Here is a 12711-nt window from a genome sequence, read left to right as displayed (position 1 = left end):
CACGCCATGGCAACGGCGCCATCCCCCCTCCGCACCGTCGCGGGCAACCTCTGCCTGGGCTCCGCCCCCGACTCCTGGGGCGTCTGGTTCCCCGAGGACGAGCACCAGGTGTCGTACACCCGGTTCCTCGACGAACTCGCGCAGGCCGGCTACCAGTGGCTGGAGCTGGGCCCGTACGGCTATCTCCCGACCGACCCGCAGCGCCTGAAGGAGGAGCTGGACGCGCGCGGCCTGCAGGTGTCGGGCGGCACCGCGTTCGGCGCGCTGCACCGGCCCGAGGCGTGGGACGAGATGCTCGCCCACGTCCGGCAGGTCGCCACGCTGACCGCGGCGGCCGGCGCGCACCACCTGGTCCTCATCCCTCCCATGTACCGGGACGAGAAGACCGGTGAGTTCACCGAGTCGCCCGAGCTGACCGCGGCGCAGTGGGCGGGCTTCGGCAGGGCCGCGGACCGGCTCGGCCGGCTGCTGCTCGACGAGTACGACATCCGTCTGGTCCTCCACCCGCACGCCGACAGCCACATCCAGACCCAGCCGGAGATCGAGCGGCTGCTCGACGAGTCCGACTCGCGCTGGACCAACCTGTGCCTGGACACCGGGCACGTGGCCTACGGCGGCGGCGACAACCTCGACCTGATCCGCCGGTTCGGCGAGCGCGTCGGCTACGTCCACATCAAGCAGATGGACCCCGAGATCCTCGCCCAGGTGGCGGCGGAGAAGCTGTCGTTCGGGGAGGCCGTCAAGCGCGGGGTGTGCGTGTCGCCGCCCGCGGGGGTGCCCAGGCCCGCCGACGTGGTCGCCGAACTGGCCAAGCTGGACGCCGAGTTGTTCGTCATCGTCGAGCAGGACCTGTACCCGTGCGCTCCCGAGGTGCCGCTGCCCATCGCGGTGAGCACCCGTGAGCACCTGGCCGGCTGCGGTCTGGCCGGGACCCGGCGCCCCGGCACCCGCCGGTAGGGACCCCATGGATGTCAGGGACGCAACGCCCGCCACCCGGCCACATCCGTCACGGACCGCGCGCCGCCGGCGGGCTGCCGAACTCCGGGCGCGCTTCTCCCCGTTCTCCCAGAAGGATTGACCATGACTGTACGTGTAGGCGTCATCGGCGCCGGCTGGATCGGCCACGAACACATCCGCCGCCTCACCCACACCGTCACCGGTGCCCGGGTCACCGCGGTCACCGACATCGACGCTGCCCGCGCCGAGGCGGCCGCGGCACCGTTCGGCGCGCGGGTCCTGTCGGACGGCGCGGCGGTGGTCGCGTCGGACGACGTCGACGCCGTTCTCGTGACGTCGTGGGGGCCCACGCACGCCGAGCACGTCCTGAACGCGATCGCGGCGGGCAAGCCGGTCTTCTGCGAGAAGCCGCTGGCCACCACCGCCGAGGACTGTCTGAGGATCATCGAGGCGGAGACGGCGCACGGGCGCCGCCTGGTCCAGGTCGGCTTCATGCGCCGCTACGACGCCGGCTACCGCCAGATGAAGCAGGTCATCGACTCCGGCCGCATCGGCGAGCCGCTGATCGTGCACTGCGCGCACCGCAACCCGACGGTCCCGCAGTCGTACACGTCCGCGATGGCCGCCCTGGACACGGCGGTGCACGAGGTGGACGTGCTGCGCTGGCTGCTGGACGACGAGATCGTCTCCACGCAGGTGGTGACCCCGCGTGCCACCGGCAAGCGGTTCGCGCACCTCAAGGACCCGCAGATCATGCTCTTCGAGACGGCCAAGGGCGTCCGTATCGATCTGGAGGTCTTCGTCAACTGCCAGTACGGATACGACATCCAGTGCGAGGCGGTCGGCGAGGAGGGTCTGGTCCGGCTGCCCGACCCCGCCGCGGTGGGCGTACGCACATCGGCCCAGCACACCACGGAGGTGCTGACGGACTGGGTGGGACGCTTCCGGGACGCCTTCGACACGGAGTTCCGCGAGTGGATCGCGACCCTGGCGGCCGGCGACGAACCCACCGGCCCGTCCGCCTGGGACGGCTACGCCGCCACCGTCATCACCGCCGCGACCGTCGAGGCCCTGGAGACGGGCCGCGTCGTCGCCACGGACCTCAAGCCCCGCCCCACTCTCTACGGAGGCACCGCGTGAAGATCGCCCTCGACCCGTACATGTTCCGCGCGCTGCCGATCGACGAGATGGTGCGCACGGTCGCCGAACTCGGCTACGGATACATCGAACTGTCGCCGCGGGACGACTTCATGCCGTTCTTCCTGCACCCGCGGGCGGACGACGAGCGCGTCGCCGAGCTGAAGACCTCCCTGCGCACCCACGGTGTGCGGCTGTCCTCGGTACTGCCCCTGTACAAGTGGTCCTCGCCCGACGAGACCGAACGGCAGGCCGCGGTGCGCTACTGGAAGCGGATGATCGAGATCACCTCCGACCTCGAATGCCCGCTGATGAACTCGGAGTTCAACGGCCGTCCCGAGCGCGCGGCCGAGAGCGAGGCGGCGTTCTGGCGCTCGTTGGAGGAACTGCTCCCCCTCTTCGAGCGGGAGGGCATCGCGCTGAACCTGGAGGCGCACCCGGACGACTTCTGCGAGGAGAACACCCCCGCCGTCGACCTGGTCCGGGCGATCGACAAGCCCTGGGTCAACTACCTCTACTGCGCGCCGCACTCCTTCCACCTCTCGGGGGCCGATCCGACGGCGGACATCGCGGCGATGATGCGGTACGCGGGTGACAGGCTCCGGCACGTGCACATCGCCGACTCCTTCAACCACAAGGGATCCAGCGGGCTGCGCTACATCCTCAACCCGCCCGGCACCACCGCCCGGATCCACCAGCACCTGGACATCGGCCAGGGCGAGGTCGACTGGGACGTCTTCTTCGGCACCCTGCGCGAGCTGGACTTCGACGGCGTCGCCACGGCCTGCGTCTTCGCCTGGGAGGAACGCGCCAAGGAGTCCTCCGCGTTCATGCTGGACCGCATCACCAAGGAACTCGCCTCGTAGCGGGCACGCTGCCGAAGTCTGCGGCCACTAGGCGTGGTTGACAGGTACAGGCGTTGCGGGTGAGATGCGCGTTGATGATGATCAACGATCTGACGGCGGCCGAGCGGCGGGTGTGGGACGCCTTTCCGCTCGGCGCGGCGGTGGACTTCACGAGCGCCGGTCCGGGAACGGCCGAGGGCGGGAGCGCGGCGGACGGCTCCGGCTGGGGACCCGAGCGGACCGTCCGGGCCCGGGTGCTGCGGGCGTTGCTGCTCACCGCTCCCCAGGAGGAGGGCGAGGTCGCCGCCCTCAAGATCGAGGGCGCCCGGATCACCGGCGGACTGGAGCTGAAGTACGCCTCGGTCGGCAGCGTCGTCCGGCTGAGCGGCTGCCGCTTCGACGAGGTCCCCGACTTCTCGGGCGCGCGGTTCACCTATCTCAATCTGAGCAGGTCCGTGCTGCCCGGCCTGCGTTCGGCCCGGGTACGGGTCGACGGCGGCCTGCGGCTGACCGCATGCCGGTTCCGGGGCCCGGTCCGGCTCACCGGGGCGCAGATCTCCGGGACCCTGTTCATGGAGCGCGCCGAGTTCACCGGGTCGGACGACGAGCCCGCCCTGCGGCTCAACCAGGCGGAGATCGGCGAGGAGTTGTGCGCCCCCGGACTGCGCGCGAAGGGTGAGGTCCGGCTCGGCGGTGCCCATGTCGCCGGCGCGGTCGATCTGAAGCGCGCACGGCTGCACCGGCCCGGCGGCACCGCCCTCGGCGCGGAGGCGCTCGCCACCGAGTCCGACATCGTGCTGCGCCACGCGGACGTACGCGGCCGGGTCGAGCTGCGCGGTGCCCGGGTGGGCGGCTGGCTGGAGCTGTCGTACGCGCGGTTGTCGAATCCCGGGGGCACGGCGCTGCGGGTGAGCAGTTCCGTCATCAGCGAACTGTGGCTGCGCAACGGCCCCCCGATGGAGGGCATCCTCAACATGCGGCGCGCCCAGATAGAGGTGCTGTTCGCGGAGCCGGACATGCTGCCGGACACGGTTCTGCTGAACAGCCTCACCTACACCTCCCTCATCCCGCACGAGCCCGCCCAGCGGCGGCTGCCCATGCTGGAGCGGGACGGGGAGGCGTATCTGCCGTACGCCTACGAGCAGTTGACGGCCTCGTACCGCCGGATCGGTGACGAGGACGCGGCCCGGCGCGTCCAGCTCGCGAAGCAGCGCCGGCACCGGGCCACGCTCCGCTGGTACGGGCGGCTCTGGGGCTACGCCCAGGACGCCACCGTCGGCTACGGCTTCCGTCCGCTGCGCGCGGCGGTCTGGATGCTGTCGCTGATGGCGGTGGGGTCGGTCGCGTATGCGGCGCAGCCGCCGAGCCCGCTGAAGGCGGACGAGGCCCCGCCGTTCAACGCGGTCTTCTACACCCTCGACCTCCTTCTGCCGATCATCGACTTCGGACAGGAGCGGGCCTACGCGCCCGAGGGGCCGGGTCAGTGGCTGTCGTACGTTCTCGTCATCACCGGCTGGATCCTGGCGACGACGGTCGTCACCGGCGTGACACGCACCGTCAGCCGTCAGTGACTCCCCTCAGCCGACCGGCCGCCCGGCGTGCTGGGCGGCGAGGCGCACGGGCGCGTTCGGCGCGCCGTAGCCCTGATGGCCACCGTCCCGCTGGACGAGTTCGAAGAAGACCCGGCCGACGGTCTCGGTGTAGCAGTGGCGGAACTCGCCGTCCTCGTCACGGTCGTAGAGGATCCCGAGTTCGCGGTACGTCTCCAGCTCGCCGTCGGCGAACGCGAACCGTGCGGCCAGGTCGTCGTGGTAGTTCGCGGGGACGGCCAGCAGCCGGCCCCCGGCCGCGCGGAAGGCGCGGGCCGCCGCGACCACGTCGTCCGTGGCGAGGGCGATGTGCTGGGGGCGGGCGGTGTCGTCGGTCGGGGCGGGGCCGACGCCGAGGGCGATCCGGACGCTGCCGTCCTCGTTGGTCACCGGCCGGCTGCGGAACAGGCCGTAGGGGTCGGCGACGTCGACGCTGCCGCTGGCCCGGAGGCCGAGCACCGTGCGGTGGAAGAGGGCGGCCTCGTCGAACTGGTGCCAGGGCTGGGTCAGGGCGAGGTGGTCGACGCCGCGGACGTGGTCCGCCGGCCCGGTGTGGTCGACGGGCCGGAAGTCCGCGGTCCAGCTGGGGAGTCCGGGGCGGTCCGGGGCGCAGAAGAAGAGTTCCGTGCCGTCGGGGGCGGCCACCGCGTCCAGGGCCGCGTCCTCGGCGGCGCGGCGGCGCGGCAGCACCGGTGCGAGCAGGGCCTCGGCCCGGCGGGCGGCCCCGGCCGGGTCCGGTGACTCCAGTCCGATCGCCGCGAGCTGGGTGCCCTCGCGCCGGGCGGCCGGGCCGGTGTTGACCAGCACGCGTGCCTCGCCCTGCTGCCAGAGGTCGACCGGCTTGCTGCGGTGCCGGGCGGTGCGGGCGAAGCCGAGCGCGCCGAGCAGCGCGCCCACCGGTTCGGCGTCGGGCGTGACCAGCTCGGTGAAGGCGACACCCGTGGGCACCACCCGCTCCGGCAGCGCGGCGATGCCCGCCGCCTCCTGGAGCATCAGCAGCGAGCGGTGGGCGTCCACGGCGGTGGGGCCGGCCTCGGCCTGCCGGAAGACGTCGTTGAAGACCTCCAGCGACAGCGGTCCGTCGTATCCGGCCGCCATGACGTGCCGCACCAGCCCGGTGACGTCGAGGCCGCCCTGTCCCGGGAAACAGCGGTAGTGCCGGCTCCACTGCAGCACGTCCATCGCCATCAGCGGCGCGTCGGCGAGCTGCAGGAAGAAGATCTTCTCGCCGGGGATGTCCTCGACCGCCTTGGGGTCGGAGCCCCGGGCCAGGATGTGGAAGCTGTCCAGGCAGGTGCCGAGCGCCGGGTGGTCGGCCGCCTCCACGATGCGCCACGCGTGGTCGTACGTACTGACGTGCCGCCCCCACGCCAACGCCTCGTACGCGACCCGGATGCCGAACTCCTGTGCAAGGGAAGCGAGTTGCCGCAGGTGGTACGCGGCGAGCGCGTCGTCGTCCTCGGCGAGCGGATGCACGCTGGAGCAGACGAGCACCGTGTCGCAGCCGAGCCGCCCCATCACCTCGAACTTGTGCCGGGCCCGCCGCAGATTCCGGTCGAACACCTCCGCCGGTACGGCCTCGATGTCCCGCATCGGCTGGTAGAGGTCGATGCTCAGGCCCAGGTCCGCGCAGCGGGCCCGCACCTCCTCGGGCGCGAGCGGGCTGGCGAGCAGATCGTTCTCGAAGATCTCCACCCCGTCGAAGCCGGCCCGCGCGGCGGCGGTCAGCTTCTCGGTGAGGGACCCGCTGAGCGAGACGGTGGCGATGGATGTACGCATGGTGGTGCTCCTTGGAGGCTCATCGAGGCTCAATGAGGTGACGCCGCGCGCCCGACGGCGGTCAGTTGCGGGCGCCCGCGATCCCGGCCAGCTCGGTGATGTCGGCCAGCATCCGCATCGTGTCCGGCTCGCGCCCGGCGAACAGGCGGAACGCGTCCGCGGCCTGGAACGCCGCCATCCCTCCCCCGTCCAGCGTGGCGCACCCCGCCGCCCGGGCCGCGCGCAGCAGTTCCGTCTCCAGCGGCCGGTACACCACCTCCGCCACCCACAGCCCGGGGTGCAGCAGCTCGGCGGCGAAGGGCAGTCCCGGGTGCGCGGCCATCCCGGTGGGCGTCGCGTGGACGACCCCGTCGGCCGCCCCCAGCAGCGCCGGCAGCGCCTCCGGCGTCGCCGCGGCGGCCCGCCCCGGACCGAAGTGCCGGGTGAGGGAGGCGGCGAGGTCGGTCGCCCGGTCGGGCATCGCGTCGACGACGGTGACGTGCTCCGCGCCGAGCGTGAGCGTGGCGTGCGCGACGGCCGCGCCCGCGCCCCCTGCTCCCAGCTGCACCACCCGCTCCAGGGGGGCGTCGGGCAGCCCGCGGGCGAAGGACGCGGCGAAGCCGGTGACGTCCGTGTTGTGGCCGACGGCCCGGCCTTCCTCGAAGACGACGGTGTTGACCGCGCCGAGCGCGGCGGCCTGCGGGGCGAGTCCGTCGAGGTGCCCGATGACGAGCTGCTTGCACGGGTGCGTGATGTTCAGCCCGTCGAAGCCCAGGTCACGGGCGGCGCGTACGAGGTCGCCGACCGCCTCCGGCGCGACCCCGAGGTCGTCGATGTCGATCAGCCGGTACAGACAGCGCAGGCCCTGCCGGTCGGCCTCCCGCTCGTGCAGGGCAGGGCTGAGCGAGGGCCCGATACCGGAGCCGATGAGGCCGACGAGATACGAGTCCCGCGCAGAGGCGGGGTTCGAGACCTGGGGCACGACGGGGCCTCCTGAGCGGCTCACTAATGTACGAACTAGTACGTTAGTCATAGCATCCGGGCATCGGACCTGGGAAGGCCCCGGCCTGAACACGGCCGCGAACACGGCCCGAGCACGACCGGGATCGGGCGCCGGAGCAGGACCGGGATCGAACCCCGGACCAGGACCGGCACGGGAACGCCCCGCCCGGCCGCCGGGCGGGGGCTTCTACAATCGCCGACACTGGCCCCTTGCCCGAAGGAACGCGATGACCAGCGTCGAAGAACCGGCACGACCGAACGGGCGCATCCGTGACGCCGCCCGCACCAAGGCCGAGATCCTCGACGTCGCGACCAGGGAGTTCGCCCGTTCCGGGTTCGCCGGTGCCCGCGTCGACGAGATCGCGGCCCGGACCCGCACCACGAAGCGGATGATCTACTACTACTTCGGCGGCAAGGAACAGCTGTTCACCGCCGTGCTGGAGCGGGCGTACTCCGTGATCCGGCAGACCGAGCAGGAGCTGGACGTCGAGCATCTGGACCCGGTCGCGGCCATCCGCCGGCTCGCCGAGGTGACCTTCGACCACCATGAGGCGCACCCCGACTTCATCCGTCTGGTGAGCATCGAGAACATCCACGAGGCCGAGCACATCGCCTCCTCCGAGATGCTCGGCAGGATCGGCTCGCCCGCGCTGGACGTGATCCGCCGGATCCTGGCGTCGGGCCGCCGGTCGGGCCTGTTCACGGCCGAGGTCGACGCCGTCGACCTGCACGCGATGATCAGCGCGTTCTGCTTCTTCCGGGTCGCCAACCGCCACACCTTCGGCGCCCTCTTCGGGCGCGACCTGGTCGATCCCGGTCAGCGCGAGCACTACCGCACGATGCTCGGCGACATGGTGATCGCGTATCTGACGGCGGACCGCGCGGCGGACTGAGCACGCGGAGAACACGGGGAACACGGGGAACACGGCGGCGGGACGCGCGGCCGTCCGGCCGCGTCGCCCTCGGCCCGGCCGCCCTGCGCCGCGCCGCCCCGCGCCGCCGGAGATCCTTCGGCATGACCTCTTGACACCCGGGAAACGTCGGCGCAACATCCGTAGCCAACCGCTACTAACTATCCAGTGGGTTAATTAGCCGGGCAGCACCCGGCACGGCCGCCCCGATCACCCCCAGGGTTCCGGCACCTCTCCCCCGGCAGCACCCCCTGCCTCCCTCCGCCACACTCCGCCTACGGTGGAGACCCCTCGAAGGAGCACGCCGTGTCCGTCCCCGCCGCACCGCCCGGCCAGCCCAGGAAGGCCGCCACGGCCGCCTGGATCGGCAGCGCCCTGGAGTACTACGACTTCTTCATCTACGGCAGCGCCGCCGCCCTGATCTTCCCGACGGTCTTCTTCGACGAGTCCGACCCGGCCACCGCGACCCTCCTCTCCCTGGCCACCTTCGGTGTCGCGTACGCGGCGCGGCCGATCGGCGCACTGTTCCTCGGGCACTTCGGCGACCGGCTGGGCCGCAAGAAGATCATGGTCTTCACCCTGATCCTGATGGGCGTGTCGACGTTCCTGATCGGCTGCCTGCCCACGCGCGACCAGGTCGGCTCGCTCGCCCCGGTCCTCCTGGTGCTCTGCCGGGTGCTGCAGGGCATCTCGGCGGCCGGTGAGCAGGCCAGCGCGAACTCCATGACGCTGGAGCACGCGCCGTCGGACCGGCGCGGGTTCTTCACGAGCTTCACCCTCAGCGGCACCCAGGGCGGCCAGCTGCTCGCCACCCTGGTCTTCATCCCGATCGCGGCGCTCCCCGAGGACCAGCTGCTGTCCTGGGGCTGGCGCGTGCCGTTCTGGATGAGCATCGCGGTGGCCGTCGTCGGTTACGTCATCCGCCGCACGCTGGAGGAGACCCCGGCCTTCACCCGGCAGACCGAGTCCGAGGGTGTCGCGAAGCTGCCGCTGGCCGTCCTGCTGCGCGAGCACTGGGCGGACGTGCTGCGGGTGATCGCGGGCGCGCTGGTCGCCTCGGTCTCCACGATCTTCACCGTGTGGGCGCTGGCGTACGGCACGAGCGAGTCGGTCGGCCTGTCCCGTTCCTCCATGCTGTGGGTGGGCGCGCTCGCCAACCTGGTCGCGCTCGCCGCGATCCCGCTGTGGGCCACGCTCTCCGACCGCATCGGCCGCCGCCCGGTGTTCGCGATCGGCGCAGGCGGCAGCGCGGTGATGATGTTCGTCTACCTGTGGGCGATCTCCACCGGCGCCTACCCGCTGGTCCTGGTCCTCGGCATCGTCACCTTCGGTGTCGTCTACAGCGCCGCGAACGGCATCTGGCCCTCCTTCTACGGCGAGATGTTCTCCACCCGCGTCCGGCTGTCCGGCATGGCCATCGGCACCCAGATCGGCTTCGCCGTCGCCGGTTTCGCCGTCACCTTCGCCGCGCAGATCGCCGGCCCGGACGGCGACGACTGGTTCGCCGTGGCCCTGTTCACCACGGCCCTGTGCGTCCCGCCGGTCATCGCCGCGCTCACCGCCCGCGAGACCCACAGGATCCCGACCGAGCTCCTCGGCGTCCGCACACCGCGCGAGAAGAACGACCGGGAGCGCGTCGCGGCCTGAAACCCCGGCCGCATCGCGCTCAGGGTCCCCGGACACCCGCGAGGTGTCCGGGGACCCGTGCGTCGCGGCGGCCCTCACGCGAGCGACCCCGATGCGAAGGGCGGCGCAGCTCAGCGGCAGGATGACCGCACACCGCCGCCACAACGCGGCACCGCGTCGGGGGGACGATGTGAAGCGCGCCGAGGACCCTTACAGAACCACTCCGCCTCCGTGGCAGGGGTGGCCTTCGCCGGAGACGAGCAGACGGCGCTGGCGGATCGCCCTGCTCGTCCCGCTCGTCGGCCTGGCGGGATGCGGGCTGATCTTCCTGTTCGGAGCGTTCGCGCTGCTGCTCCTGGTGAGCCGGCTGTCGGTCCCCGTTCCCGACGGGGAGCCCCGGGCCATGCGCCCGGCCGAGGTCGCGGGCACCTGGGCGGACGGGCAGGGCGGACGGCTGGAGCTGAAGGCGGACGGAACGTTCGCCGCGCGCGGGATCTGCGGCGACTTCAACGACGCCGACCTCGATACCGCCGTCGCGCCGAACCCGGGCGTGGGCACCTGGACACACGACATCACGCCGGACGTCGACACGAGGGACCCCGCAACACAGATCCGTCTCACGTTCACGCCGGGCGGGATCTGGACCCAGTACGACGCCCGGGGCACCGCGAAGAACCCTCTCCTGTGGGACTACGTCGGCGACCCCGACGAAGGCGACCTGTGCGTACTGAGGAAGACGGCCGGCCGCGGCGGCGGGTAGACGGACGCGCGAGCAGACCGACGGGCGAGCAGACCAAGGACCAACATCGAGTAGACACTGTCTACCTCTCCTTGGTAGACAGTGTCCATGAGCGAGCCGAACACGGGGCTGCGGTCCCGGCTGGTGGACGTAGGCGTCGAGTTGGTGACGGCGGAGGGGGTCCAGGCACTGTCCCTGCGGGAGATCGCACGGCGGGCGGGGGTGTCGCACGGGGCGCCGCGCCGTTACTTCCCCACCCATCTGGAGCTGCTCTCGGCCATCGCGCGCCGGGGCTTCGAGGATCTGGCGGCCAGGGGGGCGTCCGCACTCGGGGACACTACGGCGAGCCCGCGCGAGCAGATCGCGACGCTGGGGCGCGTGTACCTCGACTTCGCCCTCACCCACCGGGGCATGCACGAGCTGATGTTCCGTCATGACCTGCTGGAGAGCGACGGGTTGAGGCTGCGGGACGCCAGCCTGCCGATCTTCGGCCTGCTGGTGGACCTCGTCGCGCGGGCCCGCCCCGACGCCGACGCCCGGCTCGTGGCGGGCGCCCTGCTGGCGAACCTCTACGGCATCGCCCAGCTGTGGACCTGGGGCAGTCTCCAGCTCACCACGGGCACCGCCGACTTCGCGCCCCTGCTGCGCACCGCGCTGGACGCGCACCTGGGGAGCGAAGGGCGATGACGGCGTCCACGACCGAGGCCGGCGTCGAGGGGAGCACACCGGCATCCGCGCGCCACCGCCGGCTGACCCTCGCCAACAGCGTGCTCGGTGCCGTGCTGGTCGCCCTCGACGGAACCGTGCTGATGATCGCCCAGCCGGCGCTGCGCGAGGATCTGGGCGCGTCCCTCACCGAGGTGCAGTGGACCAGCACCGGCTATCTGATCGCGGTCGCGGGGCTGTTGGTGTTCGCGGGGAGGCTCGGCGACCGGTTCGGCCATCGGCGCGTCTTCGCCTGGGGCGTGCTGGGGTTCGGCGCGGCCTCCGCCGGCATCGGGTGCGCGCCCGGGGTGGGCTGGGTGATCGGGTTGCGGGTCGTCCAGGGTGTCTTCGGGGCGCTGCTGCAGCCCGCCACGCTCGGAATGCTGCGGGCCGCGTTCCCGCCCGACAGACTGGGGATGCCCATCGCGCTGCGGACCAGCGCCATCGGTGTGGCCGTCGCCGCCGGTCCGCTGGTCGGCGGTGTGCTCGTCGCCCAACTGGGCTGGCGGGCGGTGTTCTTCCTCAACGTCGTACCGGCGCTGGTCATGGGTCTGGCGGCGCTGGCGGTGCGCACCCCTGCGGCGCGGCCCGCGAACAGGGCTCCGGGCCCCCGGCTCGACCTGCCCGGCGCCGCGCTGCTCGCCGTGACCCTCGCGGCTCTCGTGCACACGCTGGTCGGGGTGCCGGAGCACGGCTGGACGGCCACCGGTGCGCTCGGTCTGCTGATCGCCGCCGCGTCCGCCCTCGCCCTCGTACGGCACGAACGGCGCACGCCGAACCCGCTGGTGCCGTCCGCCGTGCTCGGTTCGCCGCCGGTGCGCGCCGCGCTCGGGGTACTGGTGGCCGCTTCCGCGGCGATGCTCGGCGCGTTGTTCGTGTGCAGCTTCGTCCTCCAGGACGTCCTCGGCATGGACCCGCTGCGTACGAGCCTCGTCGCGCTGCCCGGCGGCGTGACGATGGTGCTCGGGGCGCCGCTGTCGGCCGTCCTGCTGCGCCGGTGGGGGGCCCGCCCCACGGCCCTGATGGGCGTGGGGCTGCTGACCGCCGGTGTGCTGGCGCTGTCCCGCCTCGGCCCGGGCTCCTCGACGCCGGTGATCGGGGCGGGGTTCCTGCTGCTGGGAGCGGGTTTCGGCGCGCTGATGGTCACCGCGACCGCCGTCGTCGTACGACAGGCGCCGCCCGAGTCGGCCGGAGTGGCGGGCGGGCTGCAGCAGACCGCGCTGAACGTCGGCCCCGCGCTGGGGGTGGCGGCCGCGACGACGCTCATGCCGTTCGGCACGGGCCCCGCCCTGCTGCTCCTGGCCGGCGTGGCCGCGCTCGGTGCGCCGCTCGCCGTACGAATGCCTCGACCCGCCCGCCCCACGAGGGATGGAACGCGATCAGTACGGAACGATGAGGACGACGACGTTGAACGAGAGCCGTGAGCCGGGCCACCGGAGGAG

At 72.4% G+C, this 12711-nt stretch carries 11 protein-coding genes; 9 read left to right on the top strand and 2 right to left on the bottom strand.

Annotated elements, in window-relative coordinates; translation table 11 throughout:
• The first annotated feature begins 6 nt into the window (after window positions 1-6).
• The 4 genes from H4687_RS37675 (at window position 7) to H4687_RS37660 (ending at window position 4510) form a co-directional block, all read left to right on the top strand.
• A complete protein-coding gene (locus H4687_RS37675; protein WP_046917338.1) occupies window positions 7-957 on the top strand; it encodes a TIM barrel protein in 951 nt (316 codons plus the stop codon).
• 123 nt (window positions 958-1080) lie between these two features.
• Complete coding sequence (locus H4687_RS37670) at window positions 1081-2097, top strand: Gfo/Idh/MocA family oxidoreductase (RefSeq protein ID WP_046917339.1); 1017 nt, start codon at window positions 1081-1083, stop codon at window positions 2095-2097.
• Window positions 2094-2960 (top strand): sugar phosphate isomerase/epimerase family protein, encoded by an 867-nt coding sequence (locus tag H4687_RS37665; RefSeq protein ID WP_046917340.1) that lies wholly within the window; start codon window positions 2094-2096, stop codon window positions 2958-2960. The genes H4687_RS37670 and H4687_RS37665 overlap by 4 nt, the downstream gene beginning before the upstream one ends.
• A 74-nt stretch (window positions 2961-3034) precedes the next feature.
• The gene (locus tag H4687_RS37660; protein ID WP_046917341.1) at window positions 3035-4510 is read left to right on the top strand and encodes a pentapeptide repeat-containing protein; all 1476 of its coding nucleotides are present in this window, start codon (window positions 3035-3037) and stop codon (window positions 4508-4510) included.
• Between the two features lie 6 nt (window positions 4511-4516).
• Here the strand turns inward: H4687_RS37660 and H4687_RS37655 are convergent, their stop codons facing one another.
• Window positions 4517-6307, bottom strand: a complete 1791-nt coding sequence (locus tag H4687_RS37655) for a bifunctional sugar phosphate isomerase/epimerase/4-hydroxyphenylpyruvate dioxygenase family protein (RefSeq protein ID WP_046917342.1) — start codon at window positions 6305-6307, stop codon at window positions 4517-4519.
• 61 nt (window positions 6308-6368) lie between these two features.
• On the bottom strand, window positions 6369-7268 hold the full coding sequence (locus H4687_RS37650) for a shikimate dehydrogenase (protein ID WP_046917343.1): 900 nt from the start codon (window positions 7266-7268) through the stop codon (window positions 6369-6371).
• A gap of 247 nt (window positions 7269-7515) precedes the next feature.
• On the opposite strand from H4687_RS37650, the gene H4687_RS37645 reads away from it, so the two are divergent.
• The 5 genes from H4687_RS37645 (at window position 7516) to H4687_RS37620 (ending at window position 12693) form a co-directional block, all read left to right on the top strand.
• Window positions 7516-8181, top strand: coding sequence for a TetR/AcrR family transcriptional regulator (locus H4687_RS37645; protein ID WP_046917344.1), 666 nt, complete (start codon window positions 7516-7518; stop codon window positions 8179-8181).
• Window positions 8182-8505: 324 nt separating this feature from the next.
• Window positions 8506-9846 carry an MFS transporter gene (locus H4687_RS37640; protein WP_046917345.1) on the top strand — a complete coding sequence of 447 codons (1341 nt, stop codon included), beginning with the start codon at window positions 8506-8508 and terminating at the stop codon, window positions 9844-9846.
• A gap of 169 nt (window positions 9847-10015) precedes the next feature.
• On the top strand, window positions 10016-10585 hold the full coding sequence (locus H4687_RS46890; RefSeq protein WP_225966942.1) for a hypothetical protein: 570 nt from the start codon (window positions 10016-10018) through the stop codon (window positions 10583-10585).
• Window positions 10586-10672: 87 nt separating this feature from the next.
• Window positions 10673-11251: a TetR/AcrR family transcriptional regulator gene (locus tag H4687_RS37625; protein ID WP_046917369.1), complete on the top strand. Its 579-nt coding sequence runs from the start codon at window positions 10673-10675 to the stop codon at window positions 11249-11251.
• Window positions 11248-12693, top strand: a complete 1446-nt coding sequence (locus tag H4687_RS37620) for an MFS transporter (protein ID WP_046917346.1) — start codon at window positions 11248-11250, stop codon at window positions 12691-12693. The genes H4687_RS37625 and H4687_RS37620 overlap by 4 nt, the downstream gene beginning before the upstream one ends.
• Window positions 12694-12711 lie beyond the last annotated feature (18 nt).

It is taken from the genome of Streptomyces stelliscabiei (assembly GCF_014873495.1).
Lineage (GTDB): Bacteria > Actinomycetota > Actinomycetes > Streptomycetales > Streptomycetaceae > Streptomyces > Streptomyces bottropensis.
Note: the sequence above shows the minus strand (reverse complement) of the source record. Positions and strands in the feature narration are given on the sequence as shown.